The organism is Akkermansiaceae bacterium (assembly GCA_019634595.1).
Taxonomy (GTDB): Bacteria; Verrucomicrobiota; Verrucomicrobiia; order Verrucomicrobiales; family Akkermansiaceae; genus Luteolibacter.
Genome location: JAHCBC010000004.1, coordinates 159,993 through 179,768, shown reverse-complemented (window position 1 = coordinate 179,768; position 19,776 = coordinate 159,993). Strand labels below are relative to the sequence as shown.

General features: G+C 58.2%; 15 protein-coding genes. 4 read left to right on the top strand and 11 right to left on the bottom strand.

Annotated features, from left to right (window positions below; all coding sequences use genetic code 11):
• Positions 1–28: 28 nt before the first annotated feature.
• The 3 genes from tnpB to KF712_15905 all read right to left on the bottom strand — a co-directional run bounded on the left by tnpB (position 29) and on the right by KF712_15905 (position 3,952).
• Positions 29–382 (bottom strand): IS66 family insertion sequence element accessory protein TnpB, encoded by a 354-nt coding sequence (gene tnpB / locus KF712_15915; GenBank protein MBX3742473.1) that lies wholly within the window; start codon positions 380–382, stop codon positions 29–31.
• Positions 376–753 (bottom strand): helix-turn-helix domain-containing protein, encoded by a 378-nt coding sequence (locus KF712_15910; protein MBX3742472.1) that lies wholly within the window; start codon positions 751–753, stop codon positions 376–378. The genes tnpB and KF712_15910 overlap by 7 nt, the downstream gene beginning before the upstream one ends.
• A 340-nt stretch (positions 754–1,093) precedes the next feature.
• Positions 1,094–3,952: an autotransporter-associated beta strand repeat-containing protein gene (locus KF712_15905; protein ID MBX3742471.1), complete on the bottom strand. Its 2,859-nt coding sequence runs from the start codon at positions 3,950–3,952 to the stop codon at positions 1,094–1,096.
• A gap of 153 nt (positions 3,953–4,105) precedes the next feature.
• On the opposite strand from KF712_15905, the gene KF712_15900 reads away from it, so the two are divergent.
• Positions 4,106–4,411, top strand: coding sequence for a hypothetical protein (locus tag KF712_15900; protein MBX3742470.1), 306 nt, complete (start codon positions 4,106–4,108; stop codon positions 4,409–4,411).
• 5 nt (positions 4,412–4,416) lie between these two features.
• Here the strand turns inward: KF712_15900 and KF712_15895 are convergent, their stop codons facing one another.
• The 6 genes from KF712_15895 to KF712_15870 are packed head-to-tail and all read right to left on the bottom strand — an operon-like array spanning position 4,417 to position 13,716.
• Positions 4,417–5,187, bottom strand: a complete 771-nt coding sequence (locus tag KF712_15895) for a helix-turn-helix domain-containing protein (GenBank protein MBX3742469.1) — start codon at positions 5,185–5,187, stop codon at positions 4,417–4,419.
• Positions 5,188–5,192: 5 nt separating this feature from the next.
• Entirely contained in the window at positions 5,193–6,881 is a 1,689-nt protein-coding gene (locus KF712_15890; protein MBX3742468.1) for a hypothetical protein, read from the bottom strand.
• 52 nt (positions 6,882–6,933) lie between these two features.
• Positions 6,934–10,908, bottom strand: coding sequence for an exo-alpha-sialidase (locus KF712_15885; protein ID MBX3742467.1), 3,975 nt, complete (start codon positions 10,906–10,908; stop codon positions 6,934–6,936).
• Between the two features lie 20 nt (positions 10,909–10,928).
• The gene (locus KF712_15880; GenBank protein ID MBX3742466.1) at positions 10,929–11,648 is read right to left on the bottom strand and encodes a hypothetical protein; all 720 of its coding nucleotides are present in this window, start codon (positions 11,646–11,648) and stop codon (positions 10,929–10,931) included.
• Positions 11,649–11,659: 11 nt separating this feature from the next.
• Complete coding sequence (locus tag KF712_15875; GenBank protein MBX3742465.1) at positions 11,660–12,751, bottom strand: aminoglycoside phosphotransferase family protein; 1,092 nt, start codon at positions 12,749–12,751, stop codon at positions 11,660–11,662.
• Positions 12,748–13,716 carry a bile acid:sodium symporter family protein gene (locus tag KF712_15870; GenBank protein ID MBX3742464.1) on the bottom strand — a complete coding sequence of 323 codons (969 nt, stop codon included), beginning with the start codon at positions 13,714–13,716 and terminating at the stop codon, positions 12,748–12,750. The genes KF712_15875 and KF712_15870 overlap by 4 nt, the downstream gene beginning before the upstream one ends.
• Positions 13,717–14,124: 408 nt before the next feature.
• Between KF712_15870 and KF712_15865 the strand changes: the two genes are divergently transcribed.
• Together KF712_15865 and KF712_15860 are read left to right on the top strand one after the other, a co-directional pair.
• Positions 14,125–15,000, top strand: coding sequence for a hypothetical protein (locus tag KF712_15865; protein ID MBX3742463.1), 876 nt, complete (start codon positions 14,125–14,127; stop codon positions 14,998–15,000).
• Positions 15,001–15,163: 163 nt separating this feature from the next.
• Entirely contained in the window at positions 15,164–17,287 is a 2,124-nt protein-coding gene (locus KF712_15860) for an FAD-dependent oxidoreductase (GenBank protein ID MBX3742462.1), read from the top strand.
• 190 nt (positions 17,288–17,477) lie between these two features.
• On the opposite strand, the gene KF712_15855 is transcribed toward KF712_15860, so the two are convergent.
• Together KF712_15855 and KF712_15850 are read right to left on the bottom strand one after the other, a co-directional pair.
• A complete protein-coding gene (locus KF712_15855; GenBank protein ID MBX3742461.1) occupies positions 17,478–17,672 on the bottom strand; it encodes a hypothetical protein in 195 nt (64 codons plus the stop codon).
• Positions 17,673–17,787: 115 nt separating this feature from the next.
• Entirely contained in the window at positions 17,788–18,540 is a 753-nt protein-coding gene (locus KF712_15850) for a hypothetical protein (protein ID MBX3742460.1), read from the bottom strand.
• Positions 18,541–18,551: 11 nt separating this feature from the next.
• On the opposite strand from KF712_15850, the gene KF712_15845 reads away from it, so the two are divergent.
• On the top strand, positions 18,552–19,766 hold the full coding sequence (locus KF712_15845; protein MBX3742459.1) for an AAA family ATPase: 1,215 nt from the start codon (positions 18,552–18,554) through the stop codon (positions 19,764–19,766).
• The last annotated feature ends 10 nt before the right edge of the window (positions 19,767–19,776 follow it).

Here is a 19,776-nt window from a genome sequence, read left to right as displayed (position 1 = left end):
TGAATGGCGTAGTGATGGCAAGGATGGATCACTCCCGCTCATACCACGGACGCATCCTCGCTCCCTTCAGGTCGATGCCATCGGTGAGCATAGCCAGCACTTCCGGTGCGAGCTTGAGCTTTGTCTGCCCTTCCCCGGATGGCTTCGGCCAGGAGAAGGTGCCTTTTTCCAAACGCTTTGCATGGACCCACAGGCCGGTTCCATCCCAGTGGAGCAGCTTGATGAGGGTGCGGCTGCGGTTGGTGAAGGCGAAGACCGCGCCTCCACGCGGATCTTCGCCCAGATGGCTGATGACCAGCGCATGGAGGCTGTCGAAGCTCTTGCGCATGTCGCAGGGTTCGAGCGCGAGGAACACGCGCAGGCTGCCGGAGAGCGTCAGCATGGGTGGGAGGGGGAAAGGTGGCGCAGCAGTTCGATAACCAGCGGCATCTGCGAAGGATCGCCGATTTCAACGCTGGCTCCGGAAGGCAGGTTGAGTTTGATCGGATGATGGGGCTGCGTGAAGATGGCGGGCTGCTCCAGCTGGACTTCGGCGAAGGAAGGGCTGGCAGGTGCCGGAGCGCGGACCTCGGGTGTGGAAGCGGTGCTTTCCCTGCGCCTCTTCTGGATCCAGGTGGCGAAGGTGGAATAGGATAGTCCGTGCTGCCGGCAGAACGCCATGGCCGAGAGCGAACCGGCGTCAAACGCCTGGAGGATGGCGGCCCGCTGCTCGGCACGAATGAGGAGTCGGCCACGGCGATCCGAGCGGATCAAACCGCCCGGGTTATCAGAATTGGCAAGGGTCATAGATGGCCAATCTACGACCTCTACGAATTCGTAGGAACCCGGTGCTCGGTGGAGCGCTTACGGTCAAACAAGTCTTTAGGATCTTCGAACAAGGGCAATCTCCGAGGAATCCGGCGTTCCTGGGGCGTGTGACGGGACTCTCCGCCGCTTTCCTGAAGGTATATTCACAAGAAGCGTCGCCGCTTGCCGGAAGACGAAAGGGAGGAGGGATCGATGACCGCGCGTGACTTGGAAAGAGCCGCGTGTCATTTCAGGCGAGGCGGCCGCAGTTCTGTCCTCCTTGAAGTCACGTACGGTCATGGACCGGTTACATCCGGCGGCGGCGGGCGGCGATACCGGAGAGGCCGAGGAGGAGGAGCAGGGACTGGCTTGCCTCGGGAATGGTGAGGGAAAGAAGGCCGTTGGTTTGGTTGAAGGTCCAGATGTTACTTCCGTCGATCCGCGTCCAGAGATCGCCCGTTTTCGTAAAGGAGCCGGCGGTGCTGTCGACTTGCAGGCCGGTCCAGTTGATGGAGTCGAGTTGGTTGACCCCGACCAGGGACCATCCGTTTCCTTCGGCGAGGGCGGCGGAAGTGAGGTCGAGGTTGAAAATGCCGGTGAGGTTCGCGGTGCCCGTGCCGGTGATGTTGTTGTTCTGCCCGTTCGCCCCGATGTTGAACCGGTAGGTTCCGGCGAGGTTGAGGGTGGCGTTGCTTTCCACGATGATGGAGCCGCCGCCGTTCAAGGCGCCTATGGTGGTGACGTTGAAGGTTCCGGCGGTGATGATGGTGCTGCCGGTGTAGGTGTTGACGGCGGAGAGTTCAAGGGTTCCGGTCCCGAGCTTGGTCAGGCCGATGGAGTTCGCTCCGGCGTTGGTGTTGCCGATGGCGGTGGCGTAGGTGAAGATGCCACCGGTGGCGTTGGTGGTGTCAAGCCCGAGCCGTGAGCCGTTGCGGAAGCCGCCGGTGGCGGTGCCGAGCGTTTTAATGGCATCGACATTGGCGGAAGTGAACTCGCCTGTGCCGCCGACATTGAGGGCGAGGGTGGCTCCGGAATTCACGGTGATCTTGGCGGCGGTCCAGTTCGCGTTGTTGTTGTTATAAAGAGCGGTCTGTTGGGCGAACTGGAGGGTTCCTGCGTTGATGTTGGTCGCGCCGGTGTAGGTGGCCGTTTTCAGGATGGTGGTGCCGGTGCCGGCCTGGGTGAAGGAGCCGACCCCGGAGATCGTGGAGCCGAAATCGACACCCTGCTCGGCCTTGTTGCTGCGGTTGACCGTGAAGTTGCTGTCGGTGTTGCCGACGCTGATCGACGTGGAGGCAAGGGAGCCGGTCGTTCCACCGTTGCCGAGTTGGAGGGTGCCCTTGCTGATGGTGGTCGCGCCGGTGTAGGTGTTCGTACCACTCAGGATCCAGGTTCCCGCGTCATTGCTGCTTTTGACGAGAGGGGCGTTGCCGCTGATCACGCCGGAGATTTCCCCGCCTGCCAATCCCTGGAGGACGAGCTGGCCAGGGCTGGTGGCAGTGATGGCGATGTTTCCGGTGATGAGGAGCCTGCCGGTGGAGGCGAAAATCCGGGAGTTGGTGCCGGTGGTGAGGTTGATGTTTCCGGCCCAAGTGTTGAGGTTTTTGCCCGCGCCGTCTTCGGCTTCCACGAATTGGCTTTCGAGGAAAATGGTGTCGCTGGCATTCGTCACGGTCAGGGTTTCTCCGGTGACGGTGATGCCTCCTTGCAACTGGAGCGTGGTTGCATTGGACAGGGTGGTGCCGGCGGCGGTGGTTCCGAGGGCGTTGGCGTGCCGGATCTTGAGAATGCCACCATTGACGACGGTGGTGCCGGAGTAGGTGTTGTTTCCGGAAAGTTCGAGGGTTCCGGCTCCCAGCTTGGTCAGGCCGATGACGTTGGCTCCGGCGTTGGTGTTGCCGATGATGGAGGCGTAGGTGAACTTGCCACCGACGGCGTTGGTGGTATCTAGCCCGAGCCGTGAGCCGCTCCGGAGGCCGCCGGTGGCGGTGCCGAGCGCTTTGAGGGTATCGACATCGGCGGAGGTGAACTCGCCGGCACCGCCGACGTTTAGGGCGAGGGTGGCGCCGGAGCCCACGGAGATCTTGGTGTCGGTCCAGTCCGCGTTGTTGTTGTTATAAAGAGCGATCTGTTTGGCGAACTGGAGAGTGCCATTGCTGATGGTGGTCGCGCCGGTATAGGTGTTCGTTCCGCTCAAAACCCATGTTCCATCGCCCGCGGTACTCTTGGTAAGAGGACGTGTGCCGCTGATATTGCCCGAAACCTCCCCGGCACCTGCTCCCTGCAAGACCACCTGACCAGTAGTACCACTCCCCATGTCGATGTTTCCCCTGAGGGTGAGCCTGCCTGCCGACGACTCGATCCGGGTGATATAGTCACCGTTTAAAGTGATGCCCCCCGTCCAGATATTGTTGCCACTCACGTTTTGCAGTTGGAACACACCTGAGCCTGCATCAGAGGTCCTGTTGATGGTGAGCGCTTCACCGGTCACGGTGATCCCGCCCTGTAGTTGCAGCCGGCCATCGTTACCGATTGCAGTTGCTCCCGCCGTGGTTCCCAGGGCGCTGTTATGCTGGATGGCGAGGCTGCCTCCATTGACGGTGGTGAGGCCGGTGTAGGTGTTGGCCCCGGTGAGGACGAGGGTGCCGGCTCCGCTTTTGGTGAGAGCGCCGCTGCCGCTGATGATGCCGGAGAGGGTGCCCCTGTTTCCGGTTTCCGTAGCGACAGCGATGTTGTTTCCCAGAATCAGGTCATTCTGGATGGTGACCAGCGGCTTGACAGTGCCGGTGGTGTTGAAAACCAGGGTAGGGGTGATGCTTCCGCTGCTGGTCCTGAATTCCAGCGGATCCCCGAAGAGGGTGAAGGTCGGTGCCGTTCCGGTTTCGGGGCCGATGTGGGCAAAGTTGAGACGGTTTAGGAGGAATGTCCCCCCGTCGTTTCTGCTGAAAAGCGTGGCCCCGGCGGCGAGGGTACCCTGGAAATTGAGAATCGTATCGATGTTGCTTACCGCAACGGCGTCCCAACCGGTTCCCTCCGACCAGAGATAGGGGGTGCCAATTGTATTGGTCGTGGTGCCGGAGTAGGTGTAATCCGCCGCCTGGAGAGCCGCCTGAAAAGAAAGTGAGAACGTGGCGAGGGCGAAAATGGAGCGACGGTAGGGTTTCATGAGGGGAAACGAGAAGAAGCTGATGGGGATGAAATTCAAAACATGAGACACCGGGCATCCGCCGAGTCAATTTCAAAAAACTGTTTCCGCAGGACGACTTCGTCTTGGAATCCGTTGTGAATGAATGTGTGGTAGGTTTTAGGTTTCCGCGATATGTGGCAATCAACAACAGTGGACGTGCCACTCCGATTTCATGCAAAAGCGCACCAAGCTTCTTTAGGTATTGAGGGCCGGTACGTCTGTGAAGGTAGCAATCACGCGGGTGAAAGTCCTGCTTCAACCTTTAACCTGTTCGGTTGTCCGGTGTTTGTGGCATCCAGTGAATTTGGGCAATCAAGGGAAAGCAAATTGATCGGAGTCAATCTTCGAGGCTCCGCTGAGAACCTCAAAAAGCAGTTCATTGACATTGTTGTCGTCAAAGCCCTCGTTGATGAACATATCAGTCGAAGCGGAGGATGAACGAGTTATTTCCGGAAAGCACGAGGATTAGTTTGGAAGGTCTTCAAGAAATCCCGGGCGAAATGGGAGGATGTTTTATAGCCTACCCTCCGAGAAATGAGGGCAATGGAATCGGAGGTGCTACGCAAAAGTTCTGCAGCGCGCTCCATGCGGACTTGCTTGAGGAATGCATAAGGGGATATGCCTTGCTGCTCGCGGAATAGACGGGTGAGATGGCTCGCGCTGACGAAGCTAACGTTTTGTGCGAGCCATTCTACATCGATGTCGCTAGCGTAATGAGTACAGATGAAGGAGGTCGCTTTGTCCACAGGGTGGATGTCCTGCTTGACCTTTCCTTGGGCGCTGGCGACGCGGAACCACCCAGCCTCTAGGTGGTGATGGGTGGCTTGTTCTGCAACCCAGGATTCCGCGGCCCCCCATGCTTCAATGAGAATTTCATGCTCACGGTAAAGAGTCATAAGACTCGGCCAATAGGCTTTCTTCACATGCCGGATCCACGCCTCGAGATCGGCGACGACGTATTCCCAACCAGAGAGAAGAGTGGGAATACCAACGCTCGCGACAAGGGTGCGATGCAGGCGCATGTCTTCTTCGTGGAATGCCCCGTAATTCCCTTGGAACGCATGCTGTTTCATCGTGGCCAAGTGGATGCGGAAGTTGCCCTGGATGTCCTCATACGAGGGGTGGTTGTGCAATCGGGCCGCGGCAAACGCCTCCAACGTTGAGCGGAGTCGGCAGAGATCATGGAGATACTCTAGATTGTCGAATTCAGCCACGGTCATTATTTTGTGCGCGTGATCTCAGTCTGGCAGTTTCTGAAGGTATTGTCGGTGATATTGATCAGGTCCGTCCCATTGGACAACGAAACCCCATCCTTGAAGTTCACGAATGTATTGCCGCTGATGTTGAAGCCGGCGGAGAAGGAAGGCAGATAGATGCCTGCAGTTTCGCGATTCTCGGTGCTCTCGGTGCACGTGAATGAGTTACCAGCGATTCGAACGTTGAGATTTTTTGTTCCGAGCTTTTTGCCGTGGTTGTTCTTGTAGAGCGAGAATCCACGGATCGCCTTGTCGACGGTGTTGTTTTCGATGACGATATTTCCTTCTTCAAAGATGTTCTTGCTTTCGTAGCCATCAACCATGGCGATACCCGAGTAGAATCCGCTGATTACGTTGTCTTTGATAACCGTACCACAAGAATATCCCTCAATGACGGCTATACCAAAGGTGCCGCCCCGTCGAACGTGTGTGTAATAAAAATCGGTGGAATAGGGATGCTGTGTGGAAACATTGTTGTTCGTGACCGTGGTGTTACGCCCGCATATGATGATGCCTTGCGCGCTTGCAGTCACGGTGTTGCCGGTGACCTTGGTGTTGAAACATCCTTGCTGGACTTTCAGACCGGACCAAATGCAGTTCGATGCCACGCAGTTCCGGATGAAGCAGTCAATCGAGGGGATCCCACCACCACTTTCAACAGAAGCACTTCGAGTGATATTGAAAGGGTGGGTGCCGCCGTTGGCCGTGCAATTCTCCAGTCCGCTGCGGGTGCTGCTGATGATTTTGAAGAGATTGTAGTTGGAGAAGTTTACGTATGCCTTTTCTTTCGCATTGAGGATGGCGAGAAGCTCCGGAGAGAGTTCGACGGTGAAATTGCGGACGGTGGTGTCCCGGACATAGATGGCGTACACTACGGACAGATCCGGGTCGCCATCCTTTTTGAAGGATTCAACATTCGTGCTGAAAGTGATATTTTCCAGCAAGCAGTCTTTTGCGTAACGGACTCGGAAAGGCATGCAGCACTTCTTTGTCCCCTCGATTTTGAAGTCCCGCAGGGTGACGTTTTTTACGAGGGACAATTTGCTGACGGTGGTCGATTTCCTCTGGATGAAGTCCTTTCCAAGAGAAGGAGGTTCGCGGGTGTCGTCCTTGAAATAATCCGGAAAAAGCCGCTTGTTGCCGGTGGTGAGTTCCAATCCTTCGATGGATTTGACAGTGTCGAATTCACCGTAGAAGCAACTGGATTTCCGGGTGCGACCGAGCACCCAGTCCGTGCTGTAGTTCACGCCGGCGGTGCCTTCTCGGATCATCGAGTTGCGTTGGCCCCGAATGAGGATGTCGTCACCCGGTGCCAGTCCCTCCTTGTTCTTGAGTTCGATGGTATCCGAGAAATCGGCGATGTCTTTGGTGATCGGAATTTCCTTTCCCACACTTCCGTTGATGTCGAAAAGCCGGGTTCCGAGTGGAACCAGGACAGTTTCGTTGCCGGATCCCCTGATGGTCATCCCATCAGCGAGCTTCACCTCGGAGATCATATACCGCCCCTCGGGGATGTGGATTTCGGGGGAGGCCGCGAGGGCTTTGCGAATGGCAGGTGCCCAGTCCTCGCCGTCTTTGTGGGCTGCGTAGTCGGCAAGGCTGACCGGCACCGCCGTGGCAATGTTGGACAGGAAGCCGAGCAGGGCACCCACTTTCAGAATTCGGGTGATCATTATTTGGGGTGAGGCAATCAGTGTTGGTCTGCTATTCAAAGTCTGATTTCCATTCATTGTAGGATTCTGGTTTGAGGGTTTCGTGGGTTGCTTTGTTTGCAACGATTTTCGTTACGCTTTGCGGGTCGGTGAGCTTTCCTGCCTTGATGTCGGCTTCGGTGATACGATGGAAAATGACCTCCTTTTCGCTGTAACGTCCGTAGTCGTGGACGATGTTGATGTATCCGTCCTTGTCTTCGGCGGCATCCGGGTACGATGTTCGGCGCTCGTCCAGGACGAGCTTGTGAGGCCATGTGGCTCCGTCGTCTTCGGAAAGATAAGCAGTAAGGTGGGTGCGGAGATGGGGTTTCTCCTGGATCTTATCGCCGTTTTTGATGAGAAGGATGTTTCCGGATTTCAGGCGCTGGAAGAAGATGCGGGAGCTGGGCCCTTTGATTCCTTCGGCGGGGGTCATGGTGGTCCAGGTTTTACCCTGGTCTTTGGAGAACGACTCGCCGATGCCGTCGTTGATGCGTCCGAGCATCCACAGTCTGCCGTCTTTCTTTTCGACGATCATGTGTTCCTGGAAAGTCCGTTGTTCTGCGGGAATGACGGCCTGCGAGAGATAGCTGATGGTTTTCCCCTGATCCCGAGATACAAAGACGTTCGCGTGGTCGAGTTCCGGGAGGGGATGAACGAAGTCGGAACGCATGGGCGCGCCTTCGGCGTAGCGGCCGCGCCAGGCTTTCGGTCCCATGTGCTCGATGGGGTAGAGCCAGTCGCCGGAGCGGGTGATGAAAGGCTTGTTCTTGAGGTAGCCGTCGCTGAGGCGCCGGGGCCGGCTCCATTGGGTGTTTTCATCGTCTCCGTTTTCCGCGGTCATGGTCCAGAAGCCGCCGCGGCCGTCCCAGTAGCCGAAGACCTGCCCGAACATGAGGGTGACGTTGCCATGGGGATCGGTCCAGATGCCGGGGTCGTTGGTGCGCAGGGGTCCGTCGATGTCGATGGCGAGGACGGGTTTGCTCCAGGTTTTTCCCTGGTCGCCGCTGGTGATGACGACGGTGCAGTTGTCCTCGTCCTCACCGATGTCTCCGGTTTTGAAGGTGACCCAGAGGCGGCCGCCCTTCGACGCGGCGATGCCGGGACCGCAAAGAAACATGCGGTTTTCGTCGAGGTAACGCTCGGGAACGGGAGCGGTGTGGACGTCGGGGGCTTCGAGGGCGTCGGTGCGGTATCCGGAGGTGGCATCCGGGGCGATGGCGTCTTTACCCTTGGTGTCGATCACGCCGTCGTAGGCCGGGCCGCCGGCTCCGAGATGGCCGCCGCTGGCGCCCTTCGCGTCGGCGCTGACCCAGAAGGCGTAGAGGCTGCCGCGGGTGAGGTGGAAACGGAACCTGACCGGCTTGCCGCGGACGGATTCGAGATCGGACGCGCCTTTCCAGGTGACTTCCGTGAGGGTGGAGTCGGCCTGGATGGCGACGGAGTTCTCCCTGGTGAAGGGGGCGATGGGCTCGCCTTTTTCATCGAGGATCTCGACCCGGAGTTCGCCTCCGGGGTTGTCGACGTTGACGAAAAGGTTGCGGCCGTTGAAGGCGACGGGACGGGTGGTGAGGACGCCCGGTTTTTCCCCCGCGTCCATCGACGCGAAGCCGTCGCGGCGGAGGGTGGCCATGCCGATGGTGGCGCCGGTATACATGCCGCGGTGGCCGTTGGGCGCGAGGCCGGAGTAGGCGCAGTACGGGAACCACAGTTTATCCTCGTGGACGAGCATGACGCCGTTGGTGCCGTGGATGTAGCCGCGGTCGGGATGTCCGTCCTCGCGGGTGGCGGCGATGAAGGGCCTGCGGTCGGCGGGACGGGACCAGTGGAAGCCGTCGCGGCTGAAGCCGAGGTGGAGTTCGGTGATTTTCGGGAACTTGCCCGCTTCGCAGATGCGGTTCCACGGTCCGAGGAGGATGTAGTGCTCGCCGAGGAGGATGCTTTCGTAGGCGACGGCGTTGAGGCTGTAGAGCTGCGGATTGTTCCCGACTTCGGGGTCCGGTGGATCGAGCTTGTCGGCGTTGGTCCAATAGACGGACTTGTCGCGGTCGGCGGAGGAAAGGAAGTCGCGGTGCTCGTGATAGTAGCGGGCGCGGCCTCGGTCGTTGTTGCGTTTGATGCTCTGGACCCAGACGTTGCGGAAAGGGTTGTGGAAGAAGGAGCAGTAATCGCCCGACTCACCCGCGTAGACCCCCTGGGACCAGACGAGTCCGTTGGGCGAGGTGTGGAGCGTGTGGCTTTTCCCCCGCTGGATGATGGCTTTGTAGCGCTGGTTCGGATCCTTGGCGGCGAGGTCGAGCCAGATGGCGTTGTCCTTTCCGGCGAAGTCGGGGCCGGGAGGGAGAATGATGTTGTCCCCATAGAGGCCGAGGTCGGGACGCTCCCAGTGAATGAGGTCCTTGCTGGTGGCGAGGGCGAGGCCGCCGCGCCAACTGGCGGTGTAGAACATCTCGAAGTGTTTTTTGTCCGGATTGTAGAACACGCCGCCATGGCCGAGATAGGTGACGGCCTGATCTTCGCCTTCGATGCCGGTGGGTTCGAGCTCGTGCTTGGTCTCGGGCTTGAAGACGGGGTTGCCCCGGAATTTTTCCGCGCGGTGGAAGGTGCGGGTGAGATCCGTCCCGTCGACGAGGAAGTCGTCGACGAAGAGCTGGCGGCCGTTGTTGATGGGGATGACGGCGGGGATGTTTTCCTTTTCGAGGTAGGGAACCGGCATGGGTTCGGTGGAATTCGGATCAAGATCCCGCGGCGGCCATTGGTCGGGAAGCTGGATGCCGTTGTTGGGGAGGTAAACGCCTTTCCGGGGGCCGCGGCCTTTGAAGACGGGCATTTTTCCCCGGGAGCCTTCGGTGACGAATTTTCCGGCCAGGATGTCGGCTTCGGTGAATCTGGCGAAGAGGATTTCCCGGTGCTTTGAGCGTTCGCGGTCGTGGATGATGTGGATGCGGCCGTCGGGTGCCTGGAAGCCGTCGGGGTAAGAGACGCCTTTGCGTTCGTCGATGACGAGGCCGCCTTTCCAGGTCTTGCCTTCATCGTCGGAGAGATAGGCGGTCATCTGGACGCGCTCGGTTTTTTTGTCGAGAGGTCCGTTTTTGACGAGGAGGATGTTGCCGGACTCAAGGCGGCGGAAGAAGAACCGGGCGCTCGGGTTTTTAATGGTCGACTGAACTGGTTCGGTCCAGGTTTTACCCATATCGCTGGAGTAGGATTCGGCGATGCCGTCGGTGGTGCGGGCGAGCATCCAGAGGCGGCCGTCCTTGAGTTCGACGACCATGTGCTCGTCGAAGCGGGGATTGGGGAAACGGACGCCGCCGCGGCGGGTCCAGGTTTTGCCTTGGTCGGATGAGGCGAACCAGTGGGCCATGCGCTGGTCGTCGAGTTCCGAGTAGGCGTTGCCAAAGACAGGTTTGACGGTGCTGCGGTCCCAGAGGGAGATGGGCAGGAGCCAGTCGCCGTTGCTGAGGACGGTGGGCTTGTTCAATGACATGCCGTGCCAGATCCGGCGCGGTGCGGACCAGACGGGTTTGTCATCGTCGGGATTTTCGCAAGTGACGGCCCAAACACCGGCGCGGCCATCGAATTGTTCGAGGGACTGGTCGTAGAAGAGCCAGAGTTTTCCATTGGGATCGGTCCACAGGTTGCCGACGATCACGCTGCGGTTGAGGCCGGTGACGGTGCGCCCCGGACGGATGACCATGCGCGGGTGGGACCAAGTCTTCCCATCGTCATCGGATGAGGCGACGAGGAAATAGGCGAGCGGATTGTCACCACCCCCGACCCATGCTGCCCACAATCTCCCTTTCGGCGTGCGGTCCATGCCGATGACCATGGTGTAGTCCTGTTGATCTTCGGAATATTCGGGGCCAGGGTTGAAGTTGATCTCCGCGGGCTCGAGGGTGAGATCAAGGATACTTTGCGGCACGGGGCTTTCAGCGAAAACGGATCCGGTGGAAAGGAGAAGGAGAATGGGTAGGAGGTGTCGCATCATGGTTCGAGTCTTGAAAGGTTTCATCGATGGTTGTTTGCCAGTGAAAGGATCTGCTGGTAGCTGTTGCGGAGGATCGCCAGATCGGAATCGATGGCGATGTGGGTGAATCCGAGTGAGAGGTGATGTTGGTATTGGGCGTGATCGCGTACCAGAATGCCGGTGGATTTACCGTGCAAGCGGGCCGCTTCATTCACACGGACGAGGCTTTCGGCATAGGTGAAGTCCGCGAGTTCCGGGCGGGCCTGAAGATCGAATTGCAAATCCGCAGGGCCCACGAACAGCACGTCGATACCTGGAACGGCGGCTATTTCGGAAGCATTGAGCACCCCTTCGATGGTCTCGATCTGGGGCATGATCAACGGGGCGGAAATCTCGTTGTGCGAAGAGGGGGGGCAAAGTCCGTAGCCATACTTTCGTGAGCTCCGGGAAAACCCACGGCGGCCACGTGGAGCGTAGTGAGCGAACTGGACGAGGGCTCCGGCCTCCGCTGCGGTGTTGATCCGCGGAGCCATGATGCCATCCGCCCCCCAATCGAGAACCCGTGCGATGAGGTCGGAATACGGAGCGCCAACGCGAACGATGGCCTTGGCAGATGTATCTGAAATTGCGCGCAGTTGGGAGGGAATGGCAGCTTCAGTCTCGTTGCCGTGTTCAAGGTCGAAGAGCAGCCAATCGAAACCGGAGAGTGCGGCGATTTCAGCGATTACAGGGGAGCCGATGGATAGCCAGGAGCCGATCATGATGGGTCAGGTTATTTGAGAGAAGAAATTGGAAGGTCGTCCCGCAGTCCCGCAATGGCTTGGTGGAGGCGCTGCCGGGTGAAGGTTTTCAGATCGATGCCGTCGTTGATCAGGAAGAATCCGCTTCCGCGATCAAAGTAGCCGGCACCGACACGGATGACGGACTTGACTAGCATGTTGCGTAGGAGGTGGAGCCAAAAGCGTCGCCGATGATTGATTGGAAGCGCGCGTTGCATCTGGTAGGCCCCGAGGGCGGGCTCAAGGACGGTCGCGCCGTGGAAACAGGCGAGCAAGGAGAAGTCGTCCATCGGGTCACCAGAGATCGCGTCGTCCCAATCGATGAAAGCGAGGATTTCATCAGGTGTGCCCAAGATGTTCCAGAAAGCGAGGTCTTTATGGACAAGGCACCCTTCAGGAAGATCCAGAAGAGCCTGGTGGTTGAGCATTTCCTGACGGATGGCGGAAGCTTCGGGATGAGAAAGAAAGTCGTTTTCCTGAAGGAAGTGAAGATGGCGCTCAAAGTGGAGAAAGAAGTAATCGCTGTAGTTGGCGTGCCATCCTTTGAGTTGACGTTGGCCGGATCTAAAGGGGCCGTATCCTTCAGGATGGAGGAACTGCCAACTGGCTATGGCGGAGCCGATAGCTTCGGAGGCGGCGCGGAGGTCGAGTGTACGATCCTTGAAGTGCCGGTTGATGTCGGGTGCATCAATCCTTCGCATGATTTGCCATGCGAAGGGAACTTTTGCCCGTGAGGCATCCACAACGAGAATCTCCGGTGTCCGGATGCCGAGGGTCCGAACGCTTTCCTGGACTTGAGATTCAATGGCGAGGTAGTCGTCGCTTTCCGGGCTGTCATCGATGCGGATGAAAAGGGGGAGATCCCCGCATGCCGCGGTGAAAGTGACGTGGTTCCCCTGCCCTGGGCCGGGAGCAATGTGAGCGGGTGCGCCGAAGTGACTCTCGACGATGGATTTCACCGCGTGGGCGAGAAATGCATGATCGTGGGTACCAGACGTGCCGTGAAAGGCGGCAGGACGGTCGCACTTCCAGTAGTAGGTGCTCGCGCGAAGAGGACGGGTCGATGTCGAACTGATAGAGTTCATGGTTGATCTGCAATGGAAGCTTCTGGGGCCGGATCCGATTTGACAGGGCGCTTTCTCCAGTAGGTGGCCAGGAGGCTGCCGAGCAGCGTCTGGGTGATGGCGCTGAAGACCGCCGGAACCGCGGCGAGCGGCTGGAGCGGGAAGTTCTGTTTGGCGAGGACGGCGGCGAGTCCGCCGTTCTGCATGCCGACTTCGATCGAGATCGTGCGGGCGATGTCTTCGGGATAGCGGATGATTTTCGCGACGACGTAGCCGATGCCGAAACCGAGGGTGTGGAGGAGGATGGCCGCGATGGCCAGCTTGCCGACGTTTTCGATGACGGCCTGCGCGTTTTGGCCGACGATGCTGCCGGTGATGAACATGAGGGCCACGACGGAAATGAGCGGTCCGACGGGTTTGATCTTTGCGGTGGCGACGGGGAATTTCCAGTTGCACAGGACGCCGATGAGAACCGGGATGACGGCGATCCGCAGGGTGGAAAGGCTGAGCTGAACGGCGTCGACAGGCACGTATTGGCCGGCGAGCGCCTTGCACCAGAGCGGCGTGGTGGCGAAGGCGACGAGGGTCGAGGCGAGCGTGATGATCACCGCGAGAGCGACATTCGCCCTTGCGAGGTAGCAAATGACATTCGAGGCGGTCCCAGAGGGACAACTGGCGACGAGAATCAGGCCAACAGCAAACCCTGAATCGAGTTTCAGGAAATGGGCGATGCACCAAGCCGAAAGCGGCATGATGGTGTAGTGGGCCACCAGTCCCATGGCGACGCTGCCGGGCATCCTGAAGATGCGGCGGAAGTCATCGATGGTGAGGGTGAAACCCATGCCTAGCATGACGACGCTCAGAGCCCAGACAACCCACGGGCCACTGAACCACGTCAGGGCCTCAGGTTTTACTAGTCCGATGATTGCAAAAGCAATAACCCAGACGGGATATAGGTCGGTGAAGCGGGTTAGAAGAGAGCGCATGTGGTTGGTCCGTGATCTCTAGAACCTCGCTGGGGAGCCGCAAGTGTACTTTGACCGGAAAGGATGATTTGAAGTTGTCGGAACAGTTCAATGATCGGTTTAGGACATTTTAGTTCCTTTCGGCGTCGTTTGCGTGTGGCGCTGAGTTGACTTCGATCGCCTTCCGCTCTCAACTTTTCCACCGTTAAGGAGCAGTTCCTCGACATGCTGGTTTCTTCCTGATTCCAAAGGCTTTGTCTGGAATCGATCATCAAACTGTTCCTGTGCGATCAAATTGTTGAGGGCTGGACGTTGGGGATTGCCGACGAGCATCAGTGAAGCAATGAGGTGAACGTGACCTGTCCGCATTGCTATCGGCCCATCAGAGTCAGGAACCGTGGGCTAGTTTGAAATCAACCCAAACCATTTATGATCGCATTCCCCTTGAGTCGGTTTTCGAAGAAGCTCGCCTTCACATCGGGTATCTTGTCTCCACTCGCCGCTTGTTCAATAGTGGAAGGTGCTTTGGTAAACATCGGATTTAATAGCGCCGCCGATTACGATAATAATTTCTGGATCTCATCGTCCGAGAAGGATCTGACTTGGCGCGCCGGGGGGTATTTGACAAAAGATGACGGCCAAAGCACGTCGGCTTATGCAATCTACAACAGCCATTCGACGGGCGGTGTGAATGGTTCCGGTGGGATTGCGGGTGGGGCATCGTTGGACGAATTCGTCAATTTCAGAATTCAGACGGACTACCGAATCAACAGCCGGAACACCGGGGCAGGAATGGGATTCTATGTGAAGGCGAACAATGATCTGACCGCCGGTTACCTCGTGCTGTTCAGGACCTCGACTGCTAGCAATGGCACTGGAAGTGTCGACGTCAGAATTTGGGGGCCCGACAGCCAAGGTACCGATACTCTCGGAACTTCGCTTCTCAACTCGACGATCATCGCTCCGACAAGTGCTACGACCCTGGACTCATGGTATACATTTCGACTGGATGTGTTGGACCTGAACGGTCAGGTGAAATTTGTAAGTTCAATGTGGGATCCCACGACCAATTTGCAGGTGGGCAATTCCGTCGAGTTCATCCATGCCGAAAATGCCATAATGGGTGCAGGGCAGGTAGGCGTCCGATTGAGATCGGGGTCTGGAATTGTGACGTCGATCGATAATTTCGTCGTCGACTCGATCCCAGAGCCATCTGGTGTTTTGCTAGGACTTGCGGGAATGACAGTTCTCATGGCGCGACGAAAGCGCACATCGGAAGTGGGCGACGTTATGGGAGCACATTGATGCGGAACGAACATTTTGTCCATTCCTGTCCCCCTGGGGTGAAGGGAATTATAAAATAGTTTAGATGCCTACCTTTCCCGGGCCACAAAAAGAGCTGGCTCGATAAGCGGGGTAGGAAACTTCCAGAAGATGAATAAATAGAGATGAAGTAGAGTTGTTGATCATGAAAGTAGGATTTATGAGATTTTCGATTGGTGTGTTTGGTGCAGTGATGGCCGTAGGTTCGGTTTGTTTGGCCGAATCGGTCGACCTCGTTGTGTATGGAGGGAGCTCGGCAGGTATCGCGGCGGCGGTTCAGGTAAAGAAAATGGGAGGCAGCGTGATCGTCATTGAGCCTTCCATGAGAATCGGCGGACTGACGACAGGAGGGCTCGGGCAGACGGATGTAGGGAATAAGCAAGTAATCGGCGGGCTGGCGCGACGCTTTTACCAGGATGTGCGATCATACTACGATCGTCCTGAAGTGTGGAAGTGGATGAAGAAGGAGGAGTTCTACGCCCTTTCCCTGAACCGGGCACGGCGGAATGATGATGCGCTCTGGGTCTTCGAGCCGGGTGCCGCACTTTCCGTCTATGAGAATTGGGTGAGCGAACATGACATTGAGATCGTTTTTGGTGAACGTTTGGATCGGACGGAAGAAGGCAAAGCGGCGGATAGAGGCGATGGTTATTGGGTGGCGAAGCCAGGCGCTGTGGCAAAGGGCGTGCTAAAAGAAGGAAATCGGATCAAGGCGATCGTCATGGAATCCGGAAAGACATTCTCGGGAAAAATGTTCATGGATGCGACGTATGAGGGTGACCTGATGGCCTCGGCCGGGGTTTCGTTCACAATAGGGCGAGAAGGTAAGGCGATTTACGGGGAGACGCTAAATGGAGTGCAGGCGGGGCATGCGAGGTCCCACCAGTTGGTGGAGGGAGTGGATCCGTACGTGAAGCCGCGTGATCCTTCAGGAGGACTGCTCCATGGGATCGATCCGAAAGGGCCCGGTGAGGAACTTTCAAGCGACCACCGGATCCAGGCGTTCTGTTTCCGGATGTGTCTGACGGATCATGAGAAGAACCGGATCCCGTTCAGAAAGCCGGACGGCTACCGGGAGGATTGGTACGAGCTGTTGTTCCGCAACTACGAGGCCGGCTACAAGGGTGTGCCTTGGATCAACTCGACGATGCCCAACCGAAAGACGGATACGAACAATGGGCGCGGTTTCTCGACCGATTTCATCGGCATGAATTACGAATGGCCCCAGGGCTCGTACGAAAAGAGGAATGAACTGAAGGCCGCGCATCTTCTCTATCAACAGGGGCTGATGTGGACTTTGGCGAACCATCCCCGCGTGCCGGAAGAGGTGCGCGCGGTGGTTTCGAAATGGGGAATGACAAAGGATGAATTCACGGAGGGTGGAGGCTGGCAAGAGCAGCTTTACGTGCGCGAAGGACGGAGGATGATCTCCGACCTGGTCATGACCCAGGACCACTGCCAACATGTGAAGGAAGTTGGCGACTCCATCGGGATGGCGGCATATAACATGGATTCCCACCACACCCAGCGATACGTTACCGCGGAAGGCCATGCCAGAAACGAAGGTGACGTTCAGGTTCGTGTAAAACCCTACTCCGTCAGCTACCGGTCAATCGTGCCGAAAGAGAGCGAATGCTCGAATCTGGTGGTGCCGATCGCTTTGAGTTCCAGCCACATTGCTTTCGGCAGTATCCGGATGGAGCCCGTTTTCATGATTTTAGGCCAAAGCGGTGCAACGGCGGCGATGCAGGCGATTCGGGAAGGAAAAGCACTGCAACGGATCGATTACCCCAAACTCAAAGAACGCTTGATTGCGGATGACCAGATTCTGAAGTCGGAAGGATCGGCGTTAAGTCTGCCGGCGAAGAAATTCAATGGTATCATCGCCGATGACAGCGATGCGGAAATGATGGGCGGATGGCTGCGGGGGCGGCTGAAAGCGGGGGTGAATGATGGATACCTCTTCCTGCCGGCGGATCACAAGGCACCGGCGAAGGCAATCTATCGATTGAAATCAGATCGTGCGGGAAAATATCAGGTTCAGATCAGCGGCGTTCCAAAAGGAGCACGTTCTTCAAAGACGTCAATTCGGGTCAACGGGAAGAATTTCCTGGTGAACCAAAAGCGAGCTGGAACGGTGGAAGAGATCTGGACCCCGGTGACGATTGTCTCATTGGAGGGTGCCGGGGTCGTGATCGTTGAGATCAGCAACGATGAAGCAGACGGGCCGGTCATCGCCGACGCGGTTCGGCTCATTCCCATGGAGTGAATCAGATGAACCTGTTGAAGCGTCGGGGGCGTCTTCCCCAACCATGAGACAAGATTCGGCACATCCGGACGTGGTAAGCCGCCGCCACACTTTAGAAATTTCCCCGGACACTTTAGAAAAACGCCCATTTCCACCCGCCTCTGGCAATCCCCGTGCATGACCCTTGCACACCCCCTGCAAGGCTCCCCGCTCACAGCTCCACGATCGTCCCCGTCGCGGACCGGCTGAACCGCTCGATCAGGTTGTCCGTCCTCACCCGCTGCGGCGTCCCCAGCTTCACCTTGGCAGTACCGGTACTCAGGCTCAGCGTCGTCTCCTGCACCATCGCGCCCGCCGTCTCCCATTCCGGCTCCCCACCGGATCCACCGGATGCATCATCAGCCACATCTCCTCCTGGGCTTCCTCCGGAAGGTTCTTCAGCTTGGCATCGGAGCGGACCTTCGGGGTCTTGCCCCAGCCCGGCTTGCCTGTTCGTTGCTTGGCCATTCACGGAAATCGGTTCAGAGGGTGGCGAGGAGGACGCGGCCCCGCTCGGTGATCGCGTATTGCTTGACGGAGTCGTCCAACGAGGAAGGCACCAGCGTGATGCGGCCCTCCAGCAGCCAGGCGATGTGCCTGTTCCACTCCTCATCGGTGACGGGCGGACGCAGCAGCGCGTCCACGAAGTTCTTCATGATCGACTCCTCCAGCGCGTAGTCCTGCGCGTGCTTGAGTGAGGGGATCTCCTGCACCTCGTTCTCGATCGCTTCCAAATGAGGTTTGATGCGCTCGTACACCGGGTGGCCCTTGAAGCGCTCCCAGTTCTTCTCATATCCCCTGACGAGCTTCAGCAGGGTGTCCTTCATGGGAGTCTGCTCTCGGCTATCGGAGGGTCTATGCTTCTGGACGAAGCTGTCGATGGCGTCCCCTGTCATCCGCGTGCCATTCTTGATCGCGGTAGCGATGGTGACCCAGCAATCAATCGCCCTCCCGGGAGGCAGGGTCAGCACCTTGCGGACTTGGCTCTCCGAGGATGGCAGAGGGAGACCAGGATGGCTTTCCTTCAGATCCTTGATGAAACCGCCAAACTTCACCACCCGGTAAGCATGGGCTTTCTGGTAGCCCCAGCGGTCCTCGCAGTATTGATCGAAGGAGTGGAACCCGGATTTCCAGAGCCGGCCCCCATTCTCACTGTAAATCCGGTGCAGGGCCTCGGCCTTGTCGATTCCCGAAGACTCGCCCGCCTTCACCCTTTTTTCGAGTTCGTTCCACAATTTGACCTCCCTTGTGCTCAGCGGACGGGAAGCTCGCCAAGGCAAACGGCCACGCGTTGATCCTGCTCGGCTGCCGCCTGCGGCTTCCCGCCGAACTGGATCATGAGATCACTCGCATCGACTTCGAGCTCCCGGGGCCATCCGAACTTGGAACCGTCCTCAACGGCATTGTCGAATCCGCCAAGCTCGCCAGTCCGGAGGAAGCGGAACGCGAGGAAATCCTCCATGCCGCGCTCGGCCTTACGACCATCGAAGCTGAGAACGTCTTCGCCTTGTCCGTTGTCGAAAGCGGCAAGCTTGATCCTGCGGTCATCTCCCGCGAAAAAGCCCGCACGCTCAAGCGCAACGGTTTGGTGGAAGTCATCGAAACCAAACCCTCGCTCGATGCCATCGGCGGACTGGACGACCTCAAGCAATGGCTCGAAATGCGGAAGCTCGCGTTCAGCACCGAGGCGAAGGAATTCGGTCTCCCCGCACCGAAGGGCCTGCTCATCGTCGGGATCCCCGGTACCGGCAAGAGCCTGACGGCGAAGGCGACCGCCACCGCGTTCGGTATCCCGCTGCTCCGGCTCGACATGGGGAAGGTCTTTGGCGGGATCATCGGCCAGAGCGAGGCGAACCTCCGTTCCGTCATCCAGACTGCGGAGGCCATCGCTCCGTGCGTGCTGTGGATCGACGAGATCGAGAAGGGATTCTCCGGAACGAAAAGCAGCGGCAGCACCGATGGCGGTACCACCGCCCGGGTCTTCGGCAGCTTCCTTTCATGGATGCAGGAGAAGGAGAAACCGGTCTTCGTGGTCGCCACGGCGAACGATGTGACAAAACTTCCGCCGGAATTCGTCCGCAAGGGCCGCTTCGACGAGATGTTCTTCGTGGACATCCCGACGGCGACCGAACGCGGAATGATCTGGCAGGTCGTCGTGAAAAAGCATTGGCGCAAGCCGACCGATTTCGACACCGTTGAACTCGCCAGGGTGACCGAACAATTCACCGGCGCGGAGATCGAGGCGGTGTTCATCGAAGCGATGTTCACTGCTTTTTCGGAGAACCGGACGCCCAAGCTGCGCGATGTGGCACGGGCCGCGCTCGATACCCGTCCGATCATCCATCAGATGGATACCGAGATCGCCCGTCTCCGTGATTGGGCGAGAGGTCGGGCAAGGGAAGCAGGAGGCGACGATCCCGTTCCGAAGAAACGGTCCCGCCGCCGCTTCGAGGAAAACTGATTTCGGCGAG

Coding starts and splice junctions, on each gene's coding strand:
- tnpB (MBX3742473.1), bottom strand. CDS start 382: ATGCTGACGCTCTCCGGCAGCCTGCGCGTGTTCCTCGCGCTCGAACCC.
- KF712_15905 (MBX3742471.1), bottom strand. CDS start 3,952: ATGAAACCCTACCGTCGCTCCATTTTCGCCCTCGCCACGTTCTCACTT.
- KF712_15900 (MBX3742470.1), top strand. CDS start 4,106: ATGTGGCAATCAACAACAGTGGACGTGCCACTCCGATTTCATGCAAAA.
- KF712_15885 (MBX3742467.1), bottom strand. CDS start 10,908: ATGATGCGACACCTCCTACCCATTCTCCTTCTCCTTTCCACCGGATCC.
- KF712_15880 (MBX3742466.1), bottom strand. CDS start 11,648: ATGATCGGCTCCTGGCTATCCATCGGCTCCCCTGTAATCGCTGAAATC.
- KF712_15875 (MBX3742465.1), bottom strand. CDS start 12,751: ATGAACTCTATCAGTTCGACATCGACCCGTCCTCTTCGCGCGAGCACC.
- KF712_15870 (MBX3742464.1), bottom strand. CDS start 13,716: ATGCGCTCTCTTCTAACCCGCTTCACCGACCTATATCCCGTCTGGGTT.
- KF712_15865 (MBX3742463.1), top strand. CDS start 14,125: ATGATCGCATTCCCCTTGAGTCGGTTTTCGAAGAAGCTCGCCTTCACA.
- KF712_15860 (MBX3742462.1), top strand. CDS start 15,164: ATGAAAGTAGGATTTATGAGATTTTCGATTGGTGTGTTTGGTGCAGTG.